At 66.7% G+C, this 24,392-nt stretch carries 20 protein-coding genes; 8 read left to right on the forward strand and 12 right to left on the reverse strand.

From position 1 onward, the window contains the following. Nucleotides 1-12 precede the first annotated feature (12 nt). The gene (locus AC3B6C_RS06790; protein WP_488375481.1) at nt 13-288 is read right to left on the reverse strand and encodes a hypothetical protein; all 276 of its coding nucleotides are present in this window, start codon (nt 286-288) and stop codon (nt 13-15) included. 78 nt (nt 289-366) lie between these two features. Further along, nucleotides 367-1,362: a stage II sporulation protein M gene (locus tag AC3B6C_RS06795; RefSeq protein WP_488375482.1), complete on the reverse strand. Its 996-nt coding sequence runs from the start codon at nt 1,360-1,362 to the stop codon at nt 367-369. Nucleotides 1,363-1,474: 112 nt separating this feature from the next. On the opposite strand from AC3B6C_RS06795, the gene AC3B6C_RS06800 reads away from it, so the two are divergent. Then, a complete protein-coding gene (locus AC3B6C_RS06800; RefSeq protein ID WP_488375483.1) occupies nt 1,475-2,317 on the forward strand; it encodes an RDD family protein in 843 nt (280 codons plus the stop codon). A 61-nt stretch (nt 2,318-2,378) separates the two neighbouring features. Then, on the forward strand, nt 2,379-3,620 hold the full coding sequence (locus AC3B6C_RS06805) for a lipase family protein (RefSeq protein ID WP_488375484.1): 1,242 nt from the start codon (nt 2,379-2,381) through the stop codon (nt 3,618-3,620). A gap of 21 nt (nt 3,621-3,641) precedes the next feature. On the opposite strand, the gene AC3B6C_RS06810 is transcribed toward AC3B6C_RS06805, so the two are convergent. Further along, a complete protein-coding gene (locus AC3B6C_RS06810) occupies nt 3,642-4,889 on the reverse strand; it encodes an amidohydrolase (RefSeq protein ID WP_488375485.1) in 1,248 nt (415 codons plus the stop codon). A gap of 129 nt (nt 4,890-5,018) precedes the next feature. Further along, complete coding sequence (locus AC3B6C_RS06815) at nt 5,019-6,212, reverse strand: acyl-CoA dehydrogenase family protein (RefSeq protein ID WP_055477171.1); 1,194 nt, start codon at nt 6,210-6,212, stop codon at nt 5,019-5,021. A gap of 72 nt (nt 6,213-6,284) precedes the next feature. Here AC3B6C_RS06815 and AC3B6C_RS06820 point away from each other — a divergent pair, with 72 nt between their 5' ends. Further along, nucleotides 6,285-6,617, forward strand: a complete 333-nt coding sequence (locus tag AC3B6C_RS06820) for a TfoX/Sxy family protein (RefSeq protein ID WP_010843832.1) — start codon at nt 6,285-6,287, stop codon at nt 6,615-6,617. Between the two features lie 255 nt (nt 6,618-6,872). Here the strand turns inward: AC3B6C_RS06820 and leuS are convergent, their stop codons facing one another. After that, nucleotides 6,873-9,755 carry a leucine--tRNA ligase gene (gene leuS / locus AC3B6C_RS06825; RefSeq protein WP_488375486.1) on the reverse strand — a complete coding sequence of 961 codons (2,883 nt, stop codon included), beginning with the start codon at nt 9,753-9,755 and terminating at the stop codon, nt 6,873-6,875. A gap of 106 nt (nt 9,756-9,861) precedes the next feature. Between leuS and AC3B6C_RS06830 the strand changes: the two genes are divergently transcribed. The 5 genes from AC3B6C_RS06830 (at nt 9,862) to AC3B6C_RS06850 (ending at nt 16,025) form a co-directional block, all read left to right on the forward strand. Further along, entirely contained in the window at nt 9,862-10,371 is a 510-nt protein-coding gene (locus AC3B6C_RS06830; RefSeq protein WP_055477287.1) for an SdpI family protein, read from the forward strand. Between the two features lie 43 nt (nt 10,372-10,414). Further along, a complete protein-coding gene (locus tag AC3B6C_RS06835; protein ID WP_488375487.1) occupies nt 10,415-11,410 on the forward strand; it encodes a bile acid:sodium symporter family protein in 996 nt (331 codons plus the stop codon). A gap of 418 nt (nt 11,411-11,828) precedes the next feature. Continuing rightward, nucleotides 11,829-12,299 (forward strand): hypothetical protein, encoded by a 471-nt coding sequence (locus AC3B6C_RS06840; RefSeq protein WP_488375488.1) that lies wholly within the window; start codon nt 11,829-11,831, stop codon nt 12,297-12,299. Nucleotides 12,300-12,535: 236 nt separating this feature from the next. Further along, on the forward strand, nt 12,536-12,901 hold the full coding sequence (locus tag AC3B6C_RS06845) for a hypothetical protein (RefSeq protein ID WP_488375489.1): 366 nt from the start codon (nt 12,536-12,538) through the stop codon (nt 12,899-12,901). 37 nt (nt 12,902-12,938) lie between these two features. After that, a complete protein-coding gene (locus tag AC3B6C_RS06850; protein WP_488375490.1) occupies nt 12,939-16,025 on the forward strand; it encodes a toll/interleukin-1 receptor domain-containing protein in 3,087 nt (1,028 codons plus the stop codon). Nucleotides 16,026-16,213: 188 nt separating this feature from the next. On the opposite strand, the gene AC3B6C_RS06855 is transcribed toward AC3B6C_RS06850, so the two are convergent. The 7 genes from AC3B6C_RS06855 to AC3B6C_RS06885 form a co-directional block, all read right to left on the reverse strand. Then, nucleotides 16,214-17,992 carry a ThiF family adenylyltransferase gene (locus tag AC3B6C_RS06855; RefSeq protein WP_488375491.1) on the reverse strand — a complete coding sequence of 593 codons (1,779 nt, stop codon included), beginning with the start codon at nt 17,990-17,992 and terminating at the stop codon, nt 16,214-16,216. Nucleotides 17,993-18,143: 151 nt separating this feature from the next. Further along, entirely contained in the window at nt 18,144-19,004 is an 861-nt protein-coding gene (locus tag AC3B6C_RS06860; RefSeq protein ID WP_488375493.1) for a hypothetical protein, read from the reverse strand. Nucleotides 19,005-19,119: 115 nt separating this feature from the next. Further along, nucleotides 19,120-20,277, reverse strand: coding sequence for a hypothetical protein (locus AC3B6C_RS06865; protein ID WP_488375495.1), 1,158 nt, complete (start codon nt 20,275-20,277; stop codon nt 19,120-19,122). Further along, the gene (locus AC3B6C_RS06870) at nt 20,277-21,545 is read right to left on the reverse strand and encodes a hypothetical protein (RefSeq protein ID WP_488375496.1); all 1,269 of its coding nucleotides are present in this window, start codon (nt 21,543-21,545) and stop codon (nt 20,277-20,279) included. The genes AC3B6C_RS06865 and AC3B6C_RS06870 overlap by 1 nt, the downstream gene beginning before the upstream one ends. Nucleotides 21,546-21,549: 4 nt before the next feature. Further along, nucleotides 21,550-22,038 carry a hypothetical protein gene (locus AC3B6C_RS06875; protein WP_488375497.1) on the reverse strand — a complete coding sequence of 163 codons (489 nt, stop codon included), beginning with the start codon at nt 22,036-22,038 and terminating at the stop codon, nt 21,550-21,552. 2 nt (nt 22,039-22,040) lie between these two features. After that, the gene (locus tag AC3B6C_RS06880) at nt 22,041-23,063 is read right to left on the reverse strand and encodes a hypothetical protein (protein ID WP_488375498.1); all 1,023 of its coding nucleotides are present in this window, start codon (nt 23,061-23,063) and stop codon (nt 22,041-22,043) included. Further along, nucleotides 23,060-24,370 carry a hypothetical protein gene (locus tag AC3B6C_RS06885; RefSeq protein WP_488375499.1) on the reverse strand — a complete coding sequence of 437 codons (1,311 nt, stop codon included), beginning with the start codon at nt 24,368-24,370 and terminating at the stop codon, nt 23,060-23,062. The genes AC3B6C_RS06880 and AC3B6C_RS06885 overlap by 4 nt, the downstream gene beginning before the upstream one ends. Between the last annotated feature and the right edge of the window lie 22 nt (nt 24,371-24,392).

Below are 24,392 nucleotides of genomic sequence, written 5' to 3' on the forward strand. Positions count from 1 at the left end.
CGCGAAACAGAGTCAGCCGCGTGCCAGCGCCGCCCGGTACCCGAGGAAACCCAGGTAGCCGGCGAGGCCGATGAGGCCCAGCCGCCGGGTCCGCGGCAACACCAGCGCGAGGCCGATCGCGGTCTCGGAGGCACCGTTGCGGTAGGTCCAGGTGGTGGTGTCGTCGGGGAACACCGGCGCGGTGATCGGAGCGAAGACCTGCGGCGCCACGAAGTGCGCCACGCCGGTCGCGGCCAGTCCCCCGCCCAGCAGCGAGACAGCGTCCAGTGATCCCTTGCGAGTGGCCATCAGAGTGTTCCCTTCGTCGTCGTCGACTCTCCCGGAGATCGTAAGCGCCGGCACGTCGCGACCGGACCCCGACAGGCGCTATCTCACCGTCGGCACCGTGAGTCCGCGGTCGGCCTCGTCGAGGTCACCGGTGTCCCCGTACTCGTGAGCGCGACGGCCGGCGACGAAGACGTAGGCCATGAACAGCGACCAGGCCGTCACACCGAACCCGATGCGCGCCCAGGTCGGCAGCGGGGACGGCGTGACGAACGCCTCGATGACCCCGCACAGCAACAGCACGACCACCAGACCCAGTGCGACTCCGACCGCCGCCCGGCCCTCCTCCCCGAGAGCCGTTGCACGCGTCCGATTTCCCGGGGACACCCACGCCCAGAAGATCCGCAGACCCACCCCCGCGGCGACGAACAGGCAGGTCAACTCGAGCATCCCGTGCGGCAGGATCAGTCCGAAGAAGAGGTCGCCACGACCGTGGCGAATCATGATCGACGCCACGACCACCAGATTCAGGACGTTCGTATAGAGCATCCAGATCACCGGGAAGCCGAATACCCCCAAAGCGATACACAGGGCGGCCAGCCAGAAGTTGTTGGTCCACACCCGCGCGGCGAACGACGTCGCCTCGTATTCGCTGTAGTAGTTCTCGAAGTCGTTGGTGACGAGGCTTTCGATCTCGGCGGGCGACGCGAACGAGCTCTCGATGCGCGGATGGGCCAGAACCCACCACGTCATGATCGCCGCTGCGCCGAGCGACCCACCCATCACCGACAGCCACCACCAGCGCATCCGGTACAGGGCGGCGGGGAACGACCGGGTGAAGAACTCGATCACCGTCGTCGGCGTGCTGACGCGGGTTCCGGTCGCACGGCCGCGGGCGCGAGCCAGGAGAGCCGACAGGTACGCGACGAGCGACGCGTCGGGGGCGGTCGACCGGATGACCGACAGATGGGTGGCCACGCGCTGATAGGTGTCGATCATCTCGTCGGCCTCGGCACCGGTGAGTCGGCGACGCCGGGATAGCGCGTCGAGCCGTTCCCACGTCGCGCGGTGCGCGGACACATAGGCGTCGAGATCCACGCGGCCAGGGTATCCGGCATTCGCGCGACCGAGGCACGTGTCATTCAGCGGGACCTCGCGGGTGTGTGTTCCCGACGCCGCGTCGCGGTATCGCGTCGTAGGGTAAGGCGTGATGTCTCATCCCGTGCCGCCGCGACCCCCAGTATGGGGTGCGGGCGCCACGACGACGGTCGGCGTCGGGCGCGACGACCTGGTCTCCGGCGAAGCCGTCGCTCTCGCACTGCCGCCGGCCAACCTCGGCTACCGAATTCTGTCCGGCATCATCGACGTCCTGCTCGGTTTCGGACTGTGGTTGTTCCTGTGGTGGATGTCGTTCAAGGTCGCCGGCGAGGCGAGTGACGCGTGGCGCGGAACCATCAACACATTGATTCCCATCCTCGCCGTCGTCGCTCTTCCGACACTGCTGGAGACCGTCACCCCGGGAAAGTCCGTGGGCCACCTCGTCCTCGGACTCCGGACGGTCCGAGATGACGCCGGTCCGACGGGTTTCCGGCACTCACTGACCCGCGCGCTGATCGGATTCATCGAGCTCTACGCCTGTCTCGGACTCCCGGCGCTCATCTCGGCGGCCATCTCCCGACGAAACAAGCGCCTGGGTGATCTGCTCGCCGGGACCTACGTGATCCGCGACCGTCATCGGCTCGTCGAACAGGCCCCCATCGACATGCCGCCGGGTCTGCGGTCATGGGCCGTCTCCGCCGACATGGCCGCACTTCCCGACCCGCTCGCGGTGGTCATCAGGCAGTTCCTCAACGGCCGGCACGGCATGAAGCCCGAACCACGGGCGTACGCCGCCCGCCGGATCGTGTTCGACCTCGCACCGTTCGTCGCCCCCGCTCCCCCGCCCGGTGCCCAGTTCGAGGACGTGTTGTCGGCGATCATGGCCGAGCGCCGGCGCCGAGACACCGAACGACTCGCGCGCGAAGCCCAACTGCGGGAACGTCTGCTGCGATGATCCGTGCCGCGGCAGGGCTCAGCCCGGCACGCGACCCATCCATCGCGGCTAGGCTACTGGGGTGACGGTGACCCTTACCGCGAAGGACAAGAGCCGAGCCGCTGGCCGACGACTGGCCTCCGGCCTCCTGGTTGTCGGAATGGCCTGTGCCGCAGTCCTCACCGGCGCCGCCCCGTCGTGGGCAGCGCCGAGCGAGGGATCGGTGACCGTCTCGCACGCGGTCCCTCGCATCATCGACACCGAGATGGTGGCCGACCGGACTGTCGCCCTACCCCAGGCTGATTCGACGCTGCGCGTGCGATACACCTCGACCTCGATCCGCGGCGTGCCGACGGTCATGTCCGGAACCCTCCTCACCCCGCCGACGCCGCCACCCGCAGGTGGCTGGCCCCTTGCCGTGTGGAACCACATGACCGTGGGGGCAGCCGACGCGTGCGCCCCGTCGGTTGCCCACGCCGGCCACAGCGAACTACCCCGCATGACGTCCGGCGATGGCATCGTCGCCCGGCTGCTCGACGCCGGTTTCGTCGTGGTGCGCCCGGACTTCGAGGGTATCGGCGGGCCGGGGCCACATCCTTATCTCATCGGGGACTCGTTGGCGCGGTCGGCGATCGACATGGCGCTCGCGGCGGCCGATCACGATCCGCGCATCGGTCGCGACGTCGTCGTGGCGGGCCATTCGGAGGGAGCCGTCGCCGCACTGTCGGCCGCTGCTCGTCCGTCATCGGAGTGGGGACCCCTGCGGTTACGGGCCGTGTCGGCGCTGGCACCACCGACACGAGTCGCCGACCTGCTCGACGGCGCGTCCAACGTACCCGTCGCCGGGCCGGCCGTCAACGAACTCATGGGACTGGCCGCGCTGATCGGAAGCGGTGCGGCTGCAGCTGATCCCGCGTTCGACGAACTGATGGACAACGGCGGACTCAGCGCCCGGGCGCGCGAACTGCGTCCACAGGTCGAGACCCGCTGCTACGCAGACCTGACGGCAGCGGATTCGTTCGGCGGTCTCGCACCCACCCAGCTGCTGGGACCCCGCGGCGAGGAGATGAAGCAGCGGCTGCTGACGACCCTTCGCAACAACGATGTTGCGCGACTTCGCTTCTCGAAGGCTCTTCCGGTCCGGGTCGACTCCGGCACCGTCGACACCGTGTCCCCGCAACCGCTGGTGGCCGGTCTGGTCGACACCTACCGACGGTCGGGGGTGTCGGTGACCTACACCGATCATTTCACCGGACACCCAGGGGTGGCGACCGATCCACGCAACGCCGCGACCATCGCCGACTGGCTCATCGGCCGGGTGTGAGGTTCCCGGTTCGGTGGGCGATCAGGCGGCCGGGCCCAGCCAGGTCCGCGCGGCGACGACCTGCGCGCGCACCCCGATCGACAGCGTCGGATCGATGACCGGCGCGTAGTGCGGCGAGTGGTTGGACGGAACCTTCAACAGGGCCGGATCCGTCATGTCACCAGTAGTGAAGAGAGTCGGGTCCGCTCCGCCGAGCAGCCAGTACGAGAGCGGCGCTCCGCAGCTCGTCGCGAGGATCCCCACGTCTTCGCTTCCCGCGCCCGCGCCTGGATCGAGAATGTTGTTCTCCCCCAACCAGTCCGCGAACGCAACGAGTGTCGTGGAGAGCGCCGCGGCGTCGTTCGTCACCACCGGGAAGCGCTCGATCTCGGTGATGGTCGGCTCTTCCGGTGCACCCGATGCTGCAGCCTCGCCGCGCACGATGCGCTCGACACTGTCGAGGATCCGACTGCGCACGCTCTCTTCGTAACTGCGGATGTTCAGCTGTATTTCCGCCTCCCCCGGGATGACATTCGCGGCATCCCCGGCGTGGATGGATCCCACGGTCAGCACGGCCGTCGCCGTGCTCGGGATCTCCCGCGAGATCACGGTCTGCAATCGCAGCACCGTCGAGGCCGCCAACACGATGGGGTCGACCGAGGCCTCCGGCATCGAGCCGTGCGCACCTCGACCCACCAGACGTATCCGCAGAGAATCCGAGCCGGCGTACGACGCACCCGCGTGACCGGCGATCTTCCCGGCGGGCAGCGGTGACACGTGTTGACCGAGAACGACATCCGGCTTCGGAAACCTGTCCCACAGGCCGTCGTCGACCATCGCCTGGGCTCCGGCACCCAACTCTTCCGCGGGTTGGAACACGACGATCAAGGTGCCCGACCAGGCGGATGTCTCACCTGCCAGGACAGCAGCCGCACCGAGAAGGCAGGTGGTGTGCAGATCGTGACCGCAGGCGTGCGCGACCGGAACCGACTCACCGTCGTCGTCGATGGCGGTGGCGGTGCTGGCGTAATCGAGACCGGTGTCCTCTCGCACGGGTAGCGCATCCATGTCCGCCCGGGACACGACGGTGGGCCCGTCCCCGTTTCGGAGGACGCCGACGACACCCGTCTTGCCCACCCCGGTGGTGACCTCGAATCCCGATGCGCGGAGGTGATCCACGACGATCGAAGCGGTCCGACCTTCTCGAAAACCCAACTCCGGATTACGGTGCAGGTCCTTGTACAGGTCGATCAGTGACGGATCGATCGCGATGTTGTCGGGTGCGGTCATGCCACACCACCTCCGATGGATGGGTGCTCGGTCAGGGCGCCTGGTTCGGCCCTCGTCCTTCCCCATCGTCACACTCGGACATCCGAGATGTGTCCGGTTTGCGCATTAGAGTTCGCCAACCGCGAACCACTACCTCAAATCCGCGGAGGTCTTGCCCAGCACACGTCGAGCGATGATCAGCTGCTGGATCTGCTGCGTCCCTTCGAAGATGTCCAGGATCTTCGAGTCGCGAGCCCATTTCTCCACCAGCGACGTCTCCGAATATCCGGCGGTGGCGCCGATCTCGACGGTCTTGTTGGTGATGTCGGTGACGACCCGGCCGGCCTTCGCCTTCGACATCGACGCCTCGGTCGAGTTCGGCTGCTTGTTGTCGGCCATCCACGCTGCCCGCACCGTGTGCAACCACGATGCCTCCCAGTCGGATTCGAGTCTGATGAACTCGGCGACAGTGGCGTGCTGCGACGAGGCGGGGCGGTCGTAGTCGATCTCGTGGCCCGCCTCCTCCAGCATTCGACGCAGCTCCTCCAGAGATGCGCGGCCGAGTCCGATGGCCATCGCGGCGACGACCGGGCGGGTGTTGTCGAAGGTCTGCATGACCCCGCCGAAGGCTTTCTTGGTGTCGATCTCCGGCGAACCCAACAGGTTCTCGGCCGGAACCCGAGCATTCTCAAACCGGATCACCGCCGTGTCGGAAGCCTTGATGCCCAGCTTGTGCTCGAGGCGGGCCACGGTGACACCGTCGGTGGTCATCGGTACGACGAAGCTCTTGATGGCTGCACGTCCGACGCTCTTGTCGATGGTCGCCCACACGACGACGTGGTCGGCGCGCGAGCCCGCGGTCACGAAGATCTTCTCGCCGTTCAGGACGTACTCGTCGCCGTCGAGGGTCGCGGTCGTGGAGACCGCCGCCGAATCCGAGCCGAAGCTCGGCTCGGTGATGGCCATCGCCGCCCACACATCGCCGAAGCGTTCGAGCTGCTCGGGGTTGGCCACCGCCGCGATCGCCGCGTTGCCGAGACCCTGACCCGGGATGGAGAGCAGCAGACCGACATCGCCCCAGCTCATCTCCAGCGCCGAGAGCAGAGCGCGCATGTTGGCGCCGTTCGCGGACGGCGCGTCGGACGCCGTCCTCTCGCTGTCCTCCGACTTCTCCGAGGATCGGCCCTGCTTGGCGAGCTTCGCCAGTTCATCGAGCTCCACCGGGTACTCGTGCTCGGCCTGGTCGTACTTGCGCGAGATCGGCCGGAACAGGTGCTCGGCAGCCATGTGGGTGCGCTCGACCGTCGAATCGAACTTCTTCGGGAGCTCCAGGTTGATCGCCATGACAGTACCTTACTGCCCGGTAAGTTCGTTGCCAAGTCCCGGTTCGTGACCGAAGCCGAATAGCCTGGACCGGTGGCGTACGACGAGGACCTGGCCTACCGCATCCGCGCTCTACTGGCGACGGAGTGCGGCCTCGACGAGAAGGCCATGTTCGGCGGGCTGGCGTTCCTGATCAACGGCAACATGGCCGTCGCGGCCAGCCGCAGAGGCGGCATCCTGGTCCGCGTCGCGCCGGAGGAAACGGCCGGTTTTCTCGAATATCCACACACCCGACCGATGGTGATGTCCGGCCGCGAGACCCGCGGGTGGCTTCGCGTCGACGACGCGGGCATCGCCACCGATCGTCAACTCTCCCGCTGGATCGCCATCGGTTCCGACTACGCGCGCAAGCTGCCGAAGAAGTAGATAGCGACCGGCCTCCGCTCCCTGAGGAGCGAGCTTGCGAGCCCAACCCGCTCCCTAATCCGAAAGAATCACATACCCCCTGGTCCCTGAGGTGCGAGGAGCGCAAGCGACGAGCCACGAAGGGCCTGGTGAGTTCCCTTGCGACACCCTTCGTGGCTCGCTTCGCTCGCACCTCAGGGAGCATGAAATTCGGACGCTCACGAGTGCTCTTTCGCAGTCCACGACGGCCGCCAGGCCTCAGGGAGCGGGGCGCTGTCAGGGGACGATGTTCACCATCCGGCCGGGGACCACGATGACCTTGCGGGGTTCGGCGCCGTCAAGGATCGCGACGATCTTCTCGTCGGCGAGCGCGGCGGCGCGCATCGTGTCCTCGTCGGCGTCGGCCGCGACGGTGATCCGGCTGCGGACCTTGCCCTTGACCTGGACCGGGATCTCGACGGTGTCCTCGACCAGCCACGCCTCGTCGGCCACCGGGAACGAGCCCCGCACCACGAGAGTGTCACGACCCAGCCGGTGCCACAGCTCCTCGGCGATGTGCGGCGCCAGGGGAGCGAGCATGGTCACCAGAGGTTCGACGGCGTCCCGCGGCGCGCCCGACTTCTCGAAGTTCTTGGTGAGATGGTTGGTCAGCACCGTCAGCTTGGCGACCGCCGTGTTGTTGCGCAGCGCGTCGTAGTCCTCGCGGACGCCGGCGATCGTCTTGTGCAGCAACCGTTTCGTGTCGTCGTCGAGTTCGGTGTCGGCGACGCGCAGGGCGCCGGACTCCTCGTCGACGACGAGCCGCCAGATCCGCTGCAAGAATCGCTGCGAGCCCACCACGTCCTTGGTGGCCCACGGTCGTGACTGGTCGAGCGGACCCATGAACATCTCGTAGACGCGCAGGGTGTCGGCACCGTAATCGCGGCAGATGTCGTCGGGCGCCACCGAGTTCTTCAGCGACTTGCCCATCTTGCCGTACTCCTGGCGGACCTTCTCACCGTTGTAGAAGAACTCGCCGTTCTCCTCGGTGACCTCCTCGGCCGGCACGTAGATGCCCCGCGAATCGGTGTAGGCGTACGCCTGGATCATGCCCTGGTTGAACAGCTTTCGGTACGGCTCGCGACTGGTGACGTAACCGAGGTCGAACAGGACCTTGTGCCAGAACCGCGAGTACAGCAGATGCAGCACCGCATGTTCGACGCCACCGATGTAGAGGTCGAGGCCACCGGGGTCGTTCGCGCCGTGCAGCGCCGGGCGAGGACCCATCCAGTACGCCTCGTTCTCCTTGGCGCACAGGGTTTCCGAGTTGGTGGGGTCGATGTAGCGCAGCTGGTACCACGAACTGCCCGCCCACTGGGGCATGACGTTGGCGTCCCGGGTGTAGGTCTGCACACCGTCACCGAGATCGAGTTCGACCGTCATCCACTCGGTGGCCTTGGCCAGCGGAGGCGACGGTTCGCTGTCCGCGTCGTCGGGGTCGAACGACACCGGCGCATAGTCGTCGACCTCGGGAAGCTCCACCGGCAGCATCGATTCGGGCAACGCATGCGGCTGGCCGGCGGCGTCGTAGACGATCGGGAAGGGTTCGCCCCAGTAGCGCTGGCGCGCGAACAGCCAGTCGCGCAGCTTGTACTGGATCCTCCCGGTGCCCACACCGTCGGCCTCGAGGCGCTCGACAATCGCCGCCTTCGCATCCTCGACGTTGCGACCGTCCAGGAACCCGGAGTTCACCAGGGGACCGTCGCCCATGTAGGCCTCGGCGGCGATGTCGGTGTCCGAGCCGATCACCTCGCGGATCGGCAGTCCGAACACGGTGGCGAACTCGTGGTCACGGGCGTCGTGCGCCGGGACCGCCATGATCGCGCCGGTGCCGTATCCCATGAGGACGTAGTCGGCGACGAAGACCGGAACCTGCTCGCCGTTCACGGGATTGACCGCGAAGCTGCCGGTGAAGACGCCCGTCTTCTCCTTGTTCTCCTGGCGCTCGAGGTCGGACTTCGCGGCGATCGACGCGCGGTACTCCGCAACGGCAGCAGCGGGATCCGCGCCTCCGCGGGTCCAGCGGTCATCGGTGCCGGACGGCCATTGGCCCGCGGTCAGCTCGTCGACGAGCGGATGCTCGGGCGCCAGGACCATGTACGTGGCGCCGAAGAGCGTGTCGGGACGGGTCGTGAAGACCTCGATGCCGCCGACGCCGGGCACGTCGAAGCGCACCTGGGCGCCGCGCGAGCGTCCGATCCAGTTGCGCTGCATGGTCTTGACCTTGTCCGGCCAGTCCAGCAGATCGAGATCGTCGAGCAACCGGTCGGAGTACGCGGTGATCCGCATCATCCACTGCCGCAGGTGTTTCCGGAAGACCGGGAAGTTGCCACGGTCGCTGCGGCCGTCGGCGGTGACCTCCTCGTTGGCCAGCACGGTTCCCAGTCCCGGGCACCAGTTGACCAGGGAATCGCTCAGGTAGACCAGGCGATGGTCGTCGAGGATCTCGGTGCGCTCGGCGGGGGAGAGGTCGCCCCAGTCGCGCCCCTCGTACTTGCCACCCAATGCTCGTGCACCCGAAGCGAATTCGTCGACGAGCTCGGAGATGCGCCGGGCCTTGCCCTGGTCGGCGTCGTACCAGGCGTTGTAGATCTGCAGGAAGATCCACTGGGTCCAGCGGTAGAAGTCGACGTCGGTGGTGGCCACCCGACGACGCTCGTCGTGGCCCAACCCGAGGCGTCGGATCTGGCCCAGGTAGCGCTCGATGTTCTGCTCGGTGGTGGTGCGCGGGTGGGTGCCCGTTTGCACGGCGTACTGCTCGGCGGGCAGACCGAAGGAGTCGAAGCCCATCGTGTGCAGCACGTTCTTGCCGGTCATCCGCTGGTAGCGGGCGAAGACGTCGCTCGCGATGAAGCCGAGCGGGTGGCCGACGTGCAGGCCCGCCCCGGACGGGTAGGGGAACATGTCCTGCACGAAGAGCTTGTCGGCAGCGTCGGCGTCGCCGCCGCCGAAGGCGGACAGGTCACCGGCGAGCGGCCCGACGGGGTTCGGCGCCTCGTAGGCGCGCTCGTCGGACCAGGTCTGCTGCCAGCGCTGCTCGATCTCGCCGGCGACCGACGCCGTGTAGCGGTGTGCGGTCGTGCCGGCGGTGTCGCCGCTCGTCTTCTCGGCTGAAGTCACGCGACCAGGGTAAATCCTGTCGGTCGCAGCTCCCCAATCCGGTCGCCTCGGCCGCCGCCGGCAACGGCCGCGGTACGCCGATTCGGCGGGTACGACGCACGGTCGTATGCTGTGGGTCGTGAATGCCGTGTCCGTCGCCGTTGCCGTACTGCTCTTCGTGCTGGCCGGACTCTGGGCGGTGGTAGGAATCCGCGGACTGCGCGGCACCCTCCCGCGCAATCGCTGGATCGGCGTCCGCTCCGCGGAGACCATGCGATCCGACGAGGCGTTCCGCATCGCCAACCGCATCGCCGGCCCGGGCACCCTCGGCGCCGGTCTGATCCTCGCACTGGGCGGCATCGCGACCCTCGCCGTCCCGGGCGGATGGGCATTGGCCTTCGGACTCGTCGCGCTGGTCGCCGCGCTTGTGGTGATCGGGCTGGTCAGCGGCATCGGCGTACGCGCCGCCGCAGCCGTACCCGTCGACGACGGCGGCTGCTCCTGCTGTTCGGGCGACGACGCCCACAGCCACGCCGCCGACGAGGACCCCTCCGGCCCGGCGGCCGATTGCGGCACCAGCAGCTGCGGCGCCTGCTCGCTGCGCGGCGTCTGCGCGGGCGACTCCACCCCGGCCTGAGCCGGCCGGCGTCGTCTCACACCTCTGACCTCGGGGCACATTCATGCGTACGCTCAAGAATCTCCTCGATCGCTCTCCGATCGACGGCTTCATCCTGGCCATCATCATCGCCGTCGTCGTCGCCGCTTTCCTGCCGGTCCGCGGCGCGGCCGCGGAGGCACTGGACTGGGTGGTGATCGTCGCGATCGCCGCGCTGTTCTTCCTGTACGGCACGCGGCTACATCCACGCGAGGCGCTCGAAGGTCTCCGGCACTGGCGGTTGCACGTCACGATCCTGGCGTTCACGTTCATCGTGTTCCCGATCGTGGGACTCGCGCTGAAGCCGATCGTCGAGCCGCTGATCGGCGAGGACCTGTACGCCGGATTGCTGTTCCTGTGCCTGGTGCCCTCGACCGTGCAGTCCTCGATCGCCTTCACCTCGATGGCCAGAGGCAACATCGCCGGTGCCATCGTCAGCGCGTCCACGTCGAACATCCTCGGCGTCTTCTTGACCCCGCTGCTCGTGGTCGCGCTGATGCAGAACGCCGGTGACATCAGCATCGACGCGACGTCGGTCCTGAAGATCGTCGCGCAGATCCTGGTGCCGTTCCTGCTCGGGCAGCTCGCCCGCAAATGGGTCGGCCCGTTCTTCACCCGGCACGCGAAGATCACCAAGCTGGCCGACCGCGGCGCCATCGTGCTCGTCGTCTACGTCGCGTTCAGTGAGGGGGTCGTCCAGGGCATCTGGTCGACAGTCGGGGTGGGTCAGGTGATCGCGGTGACGGTCATCTCGCTGCTGCTCGTCCTGGTGATGCTCGCGGTGACGGGCTGGGTTCCGAAACGTCTCGGCTTCGACCGCGCCGACACGATCGCCATCCAGTTCTGTGGCACCAAGAAGAGCCTGGCCACCGGCCTGCCGATGGCGACCGTCCTCTTCGCCGGAACCACCGTCGGCCTCATCGTGCTGCCACTGATGATCTTCCACCAGATCCAGCTCATGATCTGCTCGTGGCTGGCGACGCGGTACGGGCGTGAGGCGGAGGCACTCGAAGCCGCCTGACGCCAGTCGGTGCCGGTGGCCCACGTCGAGCCTCGGCGTCGACGCGGTCGGCCGCGGTCATCGCTGTGACATGACTTCCGCGTGGGCGGGATCGGTATCAGGCTCGAGTGCCAAGGGTTGGCACGCGAAGGAGAACCGACATGCCCGGCTACAACCCATCCTGTGGAAACTGTCACCGCTGCGCCAAGTGCCGCGGCGACGGGACAGTACAGGTGGTGACGTACGAACGGAACCACAAGGGGCAAGAGTGCCGCGTCGAAAGGCGCCAGACCTGCCCCTCCTGCAACGGCGTCGGCGGACGTGTCGGGGTCGGCCCCCACAACCACCGCTGATCGTCGTCGCCGGTCGCGGCGAATGTCGCGGCCGGCGGCGGGATCGGTCTGAACATCGACAGGCCACCCCGGACCAGGAGAACAAGATGGACAGCAGCATCGGTCAGCGCAAGTACATCGTCATCGATCTCGAGAACATGATGGGCAGTGATCGCAGCGCCGACGGCGTCGCGGAGGTATGGGCCAAGATCCGCCCCCTCATCACTCCCGGCGATCAGGTCCTGGTCGCCTCGGGACCGACTCTGGCGAAGATCGCCATCTTCGTGCTCGGCACCGGCGTGCGCTATTACGTGAGTACCGACCGTGACTGCGTCGCCGAACTGTTGCACCGCGCCGATGAGCACCACGCCGCCGGTCGCTACTCGACCTACGTGATCTGCAGCGGCAACGGACGTTTCGCGGAGATGGCGACCCGGGCTCGTACCGCGGGCATGACCGTGTGGCAACTCGGCGGGCGCGGTCTGGTCAGCCGGCGACTGTGGGACGCCTCCCAGCTACACGGGGTCCTCAAGCTGAGCCCGGAACCGACCGCCCGGCAGTACGACCTCGCCTCCTGACCACCACCCCGGAAAGGACACCGCAGATGGATTTCACCGGTCCACCACCAGGTACCGAGCACCTCCCCGAGGGGCGACCGAGCCGCCCCGGAATCCCCGGCACCGCCCGAAACCCACAGCCGGCAGCCCCCCGGCCGCCCGCCCCCCGGGCCGGCCGCGTCCCACCGCGGCCGGCACCGGCCCTTCGCTCTCCCCGACCGCCCGCTCGCCGACGGTCCCTGGCCGGCGAGCTGGTGATGATCTCGGTGTCCTGGTTCGGCGTCGGTGTCCCAGCCGCCTTCGTCACCCAGATATGGGCGGGATCGGGCTTCTCCCCGGGACAAGGTGGCGGATTCCCCGAACTGATCACCTGGGTGGTGATCTTCGGCGCCGTGACGCTCGCGATGGTCGCCGAACGGCACCTCAACACCAGAGAGAACGACATCGCCGAGATCGCCCGCACAGGTGCCCTCGGAGGGGCCGTACTGGGTGTCATCCTCGCGTTCGTGTGGTTCGCCCTGAAGAACGGTCCGGCACCCGGCAACTGGTTTGTCGGCCCCTGCTGCGCCAGCGCCGGAGCAGCCTTCCTGCTGTACGCCGTTCGGTCCCATCGCCGCCGGTGAAGCCCCACAAAAGCGGCGGATGGGGCAGAATGCGCGTGTGACGACCGACCCACCGTTCGAGGCGTACCGCGGTGGCGAGCCGTACGCATTCGTCTCGTATGCGCACGCCGACAGCCACCTGGTGTACCCCCTTGTCGCGGACCTTCACGAACGCGGATACCGAATCTGGTACGACGAGGGGATCGAGCCCACGGATTCGTGGCCGGAAACCCTGGCCGACAAGATCTCGGGCTGCCAACTCTATGTGCTGTTCGTGACACGGGTCTCGGTGGAACGCGACGGCATCGAACTCGAAATCGAGTGGGCACACACGCACGGCAAGCGCTGTCTCGCGGTGTGTCTCGAGGAGACGCGCTTCCCCCCGAGCGTCGGATTCTTCACCGAGCACCGCCAGTTCCTCACCTACCGACGTCGGGATCATGACGAGTGGATCACCGAGATCCGAAAGGTACTGGACAGGCCCGAATACACGTTGCAGGGCGAACCGCTCGCACGCGGCGGGCCGGAGTGCGGACCGAACAGAGACCCCGGCAAGAGGCCACCGAAGGCGCCGCAGCAGACAGTCCCCAAATCGGTGTCCGAGCTGTTCGTCGATCGTGTCGGCGAGAGTGACGCGCTGATCCGGTCGGTGGCCCGGCAGCTTCGGCGCCTCTCCGGCGCGGAGGAACTGGAACCCGGCGTGTACCCGACCGTCCTTGTGTTCCACGGCGGGGGAGGCGTGGGCAAGAGCGGGCTCTCCGAACGACTCGAGACCTGGGTGCGAGGAGGCCTGTCGGGCACCGCCGAGTGGGGAACCTGGCCACACCCTCACGTCATCTCGGTGCGATGGGATTTCCACGAGTCCGTGGGCAACCTCGACCTCACCCGACTTCTGCATGCCCTCCGCGCGGCCCTCGCCGACTCTGACAACGCTTGCTACGCCTTCGATGTCGCACTCGCCGCCTATCTCGAAGCGGTCGGCGGCACCGCCAGGGGAGTCCTCGGCGGTGAGGCCGCCGACGGTGTTCTGCGGTCACTGCAGGTCGTGGCCGCACAGCTGAAGATGAGTCCACCGACATCGCTGACCAGCGAGGACATCCGCCGCGTCGCGGGGCGTGTCCGCGCGAGTGCGGACCGTCCGTCCCCCTATGCGCTCTCGGGTAACCACGATCTTGTGGATGTTCTCGACCGTATTCGCCGGCTGCACAGCGGCATGCACGCTCCGGAGGTCGTCGCAGAGATCCTGTACCTCCTGACCCTCGACATCTGGGAGATCGAACCGGCCAGGCGTCCGGCGCTGGTGTTCTTCCTCGACCATTTCGAAAACATCCAGCGCGGCGAGTCGGCCATCGCAGACGCGGCCATAGCGTCGTTCGTCGCGCAACTCCCGTACGCACTGTTCGTGATCACCGGCCGCGACCGCATCAACTGGGCAGATCCCGCTCGCACCGGTCTCCACCTCGCGGGCCCGGCGGTCTGGCCGGGCCTCGTGCTCGGCTCACTCGAGGAGCCACGGCAGCACATGCTCAGGCGATTGAGCGACGAGGACACACGCAGGCTCTACGAACACCACCGAAACATCAACGGTTGGGAGATGGCGGACGGGTTGGTCGATGCACTGGTCAGCCGATCAGCCGGTCTGCCGCTGCACATCGGTGCCGTCCTCCAGCTCGCCGCGACGACGGTGCGTCAGAATCCCGGTACCGTCCTCACCGCCGAACAGCTCGACCGGGAGCTCCCCGACGTGGTGGGCAGGCTCCTGCGAACCTTGACCGCCGCCGAGGCGAAAGCGTTTCGCGCGGCCTGCGTGTTGCCGAGCTTCGATCCCGAACTGGCCGCCGCGGTAGGCCAAGTCGACTCCGGCGACGTCGAACGTGCCATCCGCTTCGCGCTCGTGGAATCGTCGAATTCGCCGGTCTATCCCTACCGGGTCCACGACGACATCCGCCGGCTCGTGAGACTCGACCGCGATTCACACGGATACTGGTCCGAGAGCGACTGGTTGAACGCCGCCCGCCGCGGAATGGACGAGGCGATACGCCGAATCCGCGACGGCCACGAACAGGGATCCGACGAACAACAACTCCAGGGCATCGCCCTAGCCATCCGCCTGGGCTACGAATGGGACACCTACGTCCCCGGACTCGCCGACCTCGTCTACGACGGGCCGAGCATGGCCGCTCTCGCTCCTCTGATCCCCTCCGTCGAGGCGCTGACGAAGGTCGGGGACATCGGCGCACTGATCGAGTTCATCCACTCGATGCCCAAGATGACGTCGAAATCGCTGGAACTACTGCAAGCGATTCGCACCGACAATTCGGAAGTCGCCTTCCGCGTCGACAGCTGGACCGTGATGCGGTTGCGAACGCTGCGACGCTACGACGAGGCGATCACCCTCTCGGCGAACCTTCTGGACAAATACCCTGACCAACAGGGGTACCTCTGGCATCAGTACGCGATCACGTTGCAGATCGGCCGGCACTTCCGGGACGCGATCGCGAGCAAGGCAGATCACGACCCTGAGGGACTCCCTCATCTCCGACTGCCCATCGATCGCGCACACGGCATCGGCGATCATGATCCCGCGCTCCGCGAGCGCTACATCCGGAGCAAGTCCTCACGGCGGCTTCGGGAAGAGTTGGCCATCGCCGAGTTGATCGCCGAGGCACACTTCACCGGTATCGACGTCGAGGATACAGAACGCCGGATCGCCGAGCAGATCGCGCGGGGAACATCACGGACCAACACACGAAAGTTGTTGCGCATCCTCGGATATGCGTTCGTCACCGACACACTCAGATTCGATGGTGTGCTGGCTCGGATCGAGGAGATCGGCACCACCGAGCGACGAGGCCTCGGCATGTCGTACCTTCTCACCCTCCGCGCACTGTTCACCCTCGATCCCGCAGACATCGAGGCGGCGGTGGCAGCAGTGGACCCGCAACGATCCCGGGGCATGGCGTACATCCCGGTCGAGGTGTGGCTCGAAGAACTGGGCCAGACGTTGCCGACACGCGAAACCCAGTGGCTCATACCGTACGAACAGGTCCGGGAGAACTGGCTGCGGATCGCGGACGGCATGCTGGAACGGTCCAAACAGTATGTCGCCGAACTAGACTGCGCCGACCAACCGGTTCGGGGCTGAACACGGGTCACGGCAAAGCACCGGTCAAGGCCTACCACGGTGACGAACCGTATGATTCGACACCCAGTGGCTGATCCCCTACGAGAAGGTGCGCGCCATCTGGTTGCAGATCTACGGCGGATCATCCGGCGCGCAATCGAATTCGCCGAACAAGCCGACGAGTGACCGGCGGCCCGTTCGGCGGATGCTCACAGCACCGCGTGATCGGCGGCGGGTCCGCGCTCCACATCTCGGTGCTCGGCTTCTGAACCGGTGGACGCCACCCCCGGGGGCAGCATGTCGGGAACGTCCTCGCCCCCGCAGGTGTCGGCCGGTTCCACACGGTCGACACCGCACACCGAGCATTCCGGGGATGGGCCGGTCCGGTACCAGGAGGCATCGAACGCCGGCGAGGTGTGGTTCGGCCGCAGCGCGGTCAGGCGCGGATGATCCGAGACGCTCGCATGCTGGAAGTACGTGCGCTCGTGAGCTATCAACGGGGCCAGCCACTCCGACAGCGGCCCTCGCCCCTGGCCGAGGGCGAGCGCGACCCGCACCCCGCGCGCCACCGTCGCGACGATGTCGACGCCGAGAGCCGGGGCTGCGACGAGCCGCCCGGTGCCGTAGTCGGTGGAGCCCCGGTCGCCGCCGCCGGCCGCGTCGCCGATGATGCAGCGCGTACATGCGGTGCCCGCCTCCGGGACCACCGTCACCACCTCACCGGCCTCGCCACGTTCGAACATCTTGATCGAAACCGACGGAATACCAAGGTGATACAGGTGGTGACCGAGCCAGAACTCGGCAGCCAGGTCGTCGGCGGCCAGGATCGTGACGTCGATGTCGGTGAGTACCGACAGATCGAGGTCCTGGATACGCGTTGCCACCGGCCGCACCTCGACCGCCGGGTTGATGGCGCGCAGTCCCCGCGCGAGGGCCTCGACCTTCGGCATGCCGAGATCGGTGCGCTCGTACGTGGTCCGGGACAGATTGGGCAACTCGACGACGTCGTCGTCGACCACCGTGAGGTCGGTGACACCGCTGCGCACGAGGAACTCCGCGGCGTTCGATCCCACCGAGCCGGCACCGATCACGAGGTATCGTGCCGTGATTCCGCCGGGCAGATGATGTGCCAGACGGGATTCCATGGTCTCACCCGAGTCATCGGCACCAACCGGGCCTGGCGGGGGCGACTCGTCGAGGACGTGCTCGAGTGCGGTTGCGAGCTGCTCGGCAGATCCTCCGTCCACACGCCAGGCAGGGGTGAAGGGACCGTCGCCGGTCACCATCAGCGGCGGTTGGCTGGGATAGACGTCCGGGAAGACGACGGTGCAGCGGCGTCGGTCGCCGCGAAACACCGGAACCGCCGGAAGATAGCGGCCCTCCACCTCGACCTCGAAGGTCGACCCGGCCCGCACATCGGGACCGATCTCTGCGCAGGCATGGCTGATGTCGCCGCGCAGCGGTATCACGTGGACCGGTGCGGGCCGGACTTCGACGGATTCAGGGTCGGGCGTGGCCGAGTAGGCCGCGAGCGTCCCGTGGTCGAGATCGACGAGATGGCCTTCTCCCAACCGCAACACGCTGCCGAGGGCTCCGCGTCGTGCTTGGACCACGATGGGGAACAGAGCCTCGCGGACCGACGGGTTGTCGAGCAGCTGCGTCGCGAATGCCTCATGGTCGGGTCCGCTCGGTTCGGCATAGCTGCCCGGATGGCTGTGGAGAGTACCGCCGTATCGCCGGGTGGGATGCGCGGAGAGGTACTCGTTCAACAGCTGTCGCAGGGCGGGGCTGTGCCAGTAGGTGATCTGCTCACCGGGACGCGGGTCGGGCACGAAGTCGACGATGACCCGGCTGTCCCGTGCGGTGATCAGAGCTCCTCCGCGTTCGGGCCGGTGGACGGCGATCTGGCGATCGATTAGGGCGATCGCCTCGTCGGTGAACGACCATGCCGTGCCTCGTTTTGGCTGGGCCGCGCGGACGGATCTCACCGTTGCTCGCGGGGCCCTCGCTGTCGGGGCCGGGGTCTTCGGGCGGGAGAACATGGGACTCCGTTCAAATGGATTGGGGGGGTGGTGCCGGATGACGGCCTGGGGTCGCCGGTCCGTTCGACCGGGCCTGGTGAAGTCGAGCGCACGGATGTCACTCGCGGTAGGGGAACGGCCGGCCACGTACGACCTCGCCCATGCCGACAGCCCACTGGGCGCAGCGGACAACGCATGACGCCAGCGACGGCATACCGCCGTTGGTGTCGGTGGAGAGACAGAGAACGCCGCCAGACCCGTTCGAACCGGGGTACAGGTGGTACTGGTGTGCCGAATTGTTCGGGGTGCCCACCCATCGACCGAGGTCGATGCGCTCGGTCCGGTTACCCTGGCAGCGCGTGAACGCCCACAGATGGGCCTCATACAGCGATGTCGACGGGTTTCGCTTGATGACCACGTGAAGTTCGTCGCCGTACTTCGTGGGCTTGGTGTGCAGATAGATGCCTGCCGCACCGTTCGGAAAGTACTCCGGCATGTCGCTGGCAGGGCGCAGCGAGTTGACGTACCTCCCGGCGGCACCGGATGTCGCGAGATTGCGGACCGCGGCGATCTCGGTGGCCGACATCGCGGAGAACCGCTTGTCGGTGAGGCCGACGCCTTCGGCGGACTGAGCGGCCGATCCACTGCCGGTCACAAACTGTCCGTTGACGATCCGGACTTCCTCACCCGCATCCTGCGCACGCTCGATGGCCGCGAACTCATCGCCGTAGCCGGAGGAGAAGCGTTCGCCTGTGAGGCTCACTCCTGAGTCCGGGTCAGCCGGCTGATCGGCAGCGACAACGGCGCCCTTACGGATCATCGGTGGATCCTGGGCGCCCCCGTCGAATCGCCCCGGCTCGATGTCATCGCCCGGGAGGGTCGTGATCACCGGAACCGGCGCGGCGAACACCTCCCGGCCGGTGACCGGATCGATACTCGGCTCGAGGTTGATGACGGTGGGGTCCTGCTGCGTTCCCATCGTGAGGGCCTTTCGTGAAGGATGCACCGGCGGTGTTGTCGGCTCACCCCTCAGACCGATCCCGCCTGGATCCACGGAGGTAAGGCCCGTCGACGCAGGCGACGCACCACTCACTTCACGCGTGAATCGCCAGCCCGATCTCCGCAACGAGTTCGGCGAGCAGAGGCCGCACCGCCCCGGTGCCGCCGCCGACCAGCGGGTCGTTGATGCGCTCAGGTAGACGGAGACGCGGCTGCCTCGCGGCAGACGAGTCAGCAGCCTCCGCGGCAATGCTGGATTCGATGTCCCGTCCAAGCGCGGCAGCGGCATGTGCCAGGCGTTTCCACGACCACGCCGTCCGGACGTCGCCCAGACGCCAGGCGACGTCTCGTGACTCTTCACCGACATACGGTCCACCAGGAGTTGCGGAATCGAAGAGGTCGACAGTAGGGGTGAGGTCCGGGGGGACGCGCAGGCTCGCCTCGGCGACACCGTCGCGGTAGGTGAGGGAACCGAGTCCGACGGTGACCTCCCCGACGAGGAGACGCGCGAAGAGTCGTCCGGAGATCGGGGACGCGGCCACATCAGGAAAGATGTTCACCGACACCGAGATCACGTCGCCGTCCCGGAGCGCGCTGGCCGTGTCCGCGATCAACACACGACCGGGCACCGAACGTGGATCGACATTCACAGCTACAGCCACAGGCCGGCTTCCCCGCGTCCGGATCCCCGATGTGAGACCCGCTGTCATCACGGGTTCGTCGACGATCTCGACCCCCGTTCGAGAAGTACGACGATGCACGAGTTCGTCGCGCGAACACCCGAACGGTGCCTGGCTGAAGATGAGCGCGAACTCGTCGAACAGCGCACCTTCTGCGGGCACACGATCGACCAACCACTCCAACGCTGGCCGGGCCGCGTCGAAATAGTGGTCGGCCGACTCACTGTTGCCGACACCGCGATGAGCCAAGGCCAGATCCGCATGGAGCACCGACTCCGAGAAGCGCGGAATCATGTCCGGAGGCAACTCGAACCACCGGTCGACGCCGGTCACAAGCGCCAGCCGCGTCCACGGATCGGGAAGAACCGGCAGACCCACACCGGGACCGGGCGCCAGGTGCGCGATGAGATCGTCCGTCGCCCGATCGGTGTCCATCTCGATCAGATATGGATGCGCCGGGTCGAGAAGGTCGACGACGGCCGGACCGCCGGGAAGAGCGACGTGACAGGACAACCCGGTCGGTGTGGGTTCATCGCGGCGGTAGGAGATCCGCCCCGGCGTGTCGAGCGCCATCAGTCTTCGCCGTCCTCTGACTCATCGAGAGTCATTCCGTGAGAACGGAGTACTTCGAGCAGCGCCACGCCGAGGAGACTGCTGGCTGCCTGATTGCGCGTCAGGTCATCCGAGTCCGGTTGTGCGAGAGCATCCCTGACCGCGTCGATGGCGGGATCGTCCTGTGCTGCAAGTCTCTTGACAGCTCGATACACGATATCGGGAATCCCGTCCAGATCAGCGATCCCGGCCTCGCCGACAGGTGCTGTTTTGGTCGCCACCGGCGGTGGCGCATCGAGCGTTCGCCTGGCGAATGACGCTATGACACGGGCGCTGTCGAAACCGGTTGTTTCCAACGTCTCCTGGTAGTCACGCAGAACTCGCGCGGCATCGATCAATAGTTCATCGGTCGATCGATTGCTCTTCGGTTTCGGAAGATCCGCCCGCGGATAAGTGGTGAGAAAGCGCAGCGCCATTTCCTCCCGGCCAGGCTTGCACTCTTCGGGGCGGATGCGCAATCTGATGTCGATCAGTGCGGCCGAAATGCGTTCGCGCGCCGCCGCAGCCAGTTTCGGGCTGGAGAAACTGTTCTTGATGGACGATCGGGGTACGAGCACCTTGTCACGGGACATCGTGTCCGATTTCGTTCTCTCCTCGAACTCCCTACGGAATGCCCCCGCGTCCTTCGACACCTCGACAGAGGAGACGCGATCATTCCGATCATTCGGCACGGGCGGTGAAGAACAGGTGGCTCGGTAAGCCGTCCACAACGGTTCTTTCAGATCTGCGACGATCTGGGCCGGTCGCCGATCAAGTGACCCGTCTCTGAGCTTCAGCCGTTCGCTGTCCACTGTCGCCCCGACGATGCCGCTCGTGGCCAGTTGTCGCTCCAGAACGATCCCGATCGCCTGCTTGTTCAGTCGGGCCTCACGTTCGGCCCGACCGTCATCGTTGTGATGGGGGCACGACACCACGTCTGGTCTCTCCAGCCAGCCCAGGGCCAGCAGCATCGCCGCCGCATGGTCGTCGACATACTGGCCGAGATCAATGCGACCGATCTCGAGTTCGCTCCTGGCGGCATCGAATTCATTGGACCAGCTGTGGGCTTCGACGGTCCTCACAAGCGTGTGGAGGGCCTTCGAGTCCTGGTGCTGAAAGTAGGCCTGAATCGCTTTCTCCACGGACGACCGTCGAGAAGCCTCGAACTTGGCCCTGTCCTCGTCGCGCTTCTGGCGGTCCGGGTCGTGGTTCTCCTCCCCCGAGCCCGGGTTCTCGTGTGTACCGGTCATGTCGCTACTCCCGACTCGCGCGTTCGGGCCAGACGACGATCAGCGGACGTCCCGCTGCCTGTCGCCGCTCGACGATGTCGGCAGTACCGCCGAATCCACCGGCGGGTTTGCCGTCCCACACCGCGATCAGCAGGTCAACGGTATCGGCGATGTGGGCACCGGCGTCGAAGTATGCCTGCTCACTTGGCTCCGTGTGGGGCATCGTGATCGTCTCGGCGGCGAGTCCGGCCGCCGCATGGAAGGCCGCGCGGTTGTCCGCGGGAATGGTGTCGGCGATCGCCTCGCATGGTCTGACGAACACCAGCCGTCCGCCAACCGCAAGGGTCGACCACGCGAAGATCTGATCCGAACCCGGCGCCAGGGACGTGTACCCCATTGTGGCAGAGCCATATTCGGACAGAACCCGGGTGATCTCGGCCGCCACCTCGGCCCGCGTGGCCCTCGACAGGGAAATGTGCCCGGTGATGCCGACCGTGGTGGTGGGTGCCGTCATCGTCATCGCTCCTTGGAAGAATCGAGCTCGGTGATCCGCTGGTGCAGCGCGGAACCGATGAGATCGAGCATTCGCTTTCGGACGTGGGGCTCCACGAGTTCGCATGCCGCAGTGGAATAACGGTCGCCCACCGTTCGTACTGTGGCGAGATCCGAGACCGTGGCGAACATGTGCCGTATCGCCTCCGTCAGCTCGGTGTCGGGCAGAGCAGACCAGGCCGTAACCTTCTGCACCCGGTGATCATGCTGCTGTTGACGGCGCTGGTTCGCGTTGTGCCTGTTCTTCTTCCGGAACGCGCGCTTTCTACCCGCGACGGATGTCGCCGCAGACACCTCGGCCTCGGCGTGTCTCGGCAGCCGTCCGGGTGCGTGCCTTTCGATGTGCAGAACCTCGTTGTAGAGACCCCACAGATATAAACGCATGTCAAACCGTTGGAACGCGGGCTCTTCGCGCATCCTCTTCACCGAGTCACCGGGTCCGAGGAGAATGGCGGCGAGGCGTACGTCAGGGTGATCGCCGAAGACCTCGGCCGTACCGGATTGCACGGTCTGCAAGTCGGAGGAGCCGACAAAGACCCAGTCCAGACCCGTTCCCGCGAAGAGCTTCACATCGTTCAACAGCGACCGGTCGGCACGGTCAGGACCTTTCCGCGTGGCGACGTGGTTCCAGTCCATCTCGTTGACAAAAGTGGGCCACGCTGCCCTGACTCCGCGATCGCCGATGTTTCCGTATGTCCGACCGTGGTTCTCGGCAACGGTGAACCCGTGTATGGCGAACCAGGTGACCAGGCGAGCGGCCACTTCGGCGCCTTTACCGTGGACATCCTCGAAAGTTTCAGGCCGACCGCCGATCATTGTCTCTGCAGCTCGCCGAGATTTCTCCACTGCGCTCTCGAACCCCTTCCGGTGCTCGTCACCGGCTTCGGTGTCCTCGAAGCGGATGTGCTCCCTAAACGGACGGAAGAGATTCTCCACGTCCAGGAACACCGCGGTGCGCCCCGGCGCGTACTTCTCGAAACCGGTCACGGTCGGCCACCATCCCAGGCGGCCCGTTCGGCCAGGAAGGTGTCACCGGTGCCAGCGCGGTGACGCTCCGAGATCAACTCGCCGATGCCTCTCCGTTCAGCCGCTGCCGCACCTCGGGCCTCGGCGCTCAGTCGCGGACGGTGAACGTGGGCCGCTTCGAAGACATCGATGCGGATGTCACCGTCCGGAACGTCCGGAAGGCCATGCGTTCCGGTGAACACCGCACGTTCACGATTCAACTCCAGGGCGAAGACCCGCGGTACCGGGTTCTCCCCGAGGTAGACCCGCGTCATCAGCACCGGTGGCAGGGCACCGCCATGGGGATTGGGCGCACCTTCGACCCACACCGTGAGTCGCGCGCCCTCATTGTCGACGTGCACCGCCCACGAGACATTGTCGTCGCGTGCGGCCACAACCCGCGGGCCGACCTGTATCCAATCGACCGTCGACGCGTCGGCGACGAGAGGTCGGCCTGGACTGCCGATCCCGCCACCACGGGCGACGGTCGGTTCACCCTCGGGTTCCGGGGCGACCACTCGCCAGGACTCGATCACTTCCGAGATCACCGCATCGGTGAGTGACGCTGCGGCGGCATTCCAATCGACATCCGCGAGCGCCTTCGCGACGATTGCGTTCTCGGCGTCGATCGACTCCAACAGCGAGCCGGCGGTGGAATAGCCGAGCACTGTGTCGTCGACGAGGTCGACCGCGGCACGCAGAGCCGTGGTCAGTATCCCCAGATCCTGCTCGGCCTGACTGCCGGCACGTGACCGAACGTCCTCGACCAATGCGGCGAGCAGATCGGTATGGGGAGCAAGGAGACGTTCGATGCTGCTCGTCTCGACGAACAACGCTTCGCCCAACCAACTAAGAGCGCCGATCTCCAATTCCAGCAAGCGCGGGTCGATCTCGGGCACCTCCGACGCTCCAGAGGGCCACCAGCGATGCAGCCAGTGACCGACGCCGAGTCGCCCCACCACTCCGGACAGCTCACCCCGGGTCGCGGACACGCTGTGTCTGACTGTCCCATCGGATTCTCCTGGGTCCTGCTCGGCAAGGTCGGCGACCGCATCGGCGACGAACGGTCCGTAGACGACGGTGAGCCAGGCCTGGGCGAGTTCGGGTTCGGCGATCCATGCCGTCGGCACGTCACCGGACCTCGTCACGTCGACGAACAGGGTGCCACCGATCGCCGGGATCGTCCCCGTGTGCACGGCGGGACTCTCGCCGTCACGGGCAGTGACGAAGATCAGATCACCGTCCCATCCGACGGTGACCCTCCCCCACGCATCTGCTTCTGGGCTCACTTGCTCGTCTCTCTCTGTCGTC

This window comes from Gordonia sp. 11cp (genome assembly GCF_057767225.1).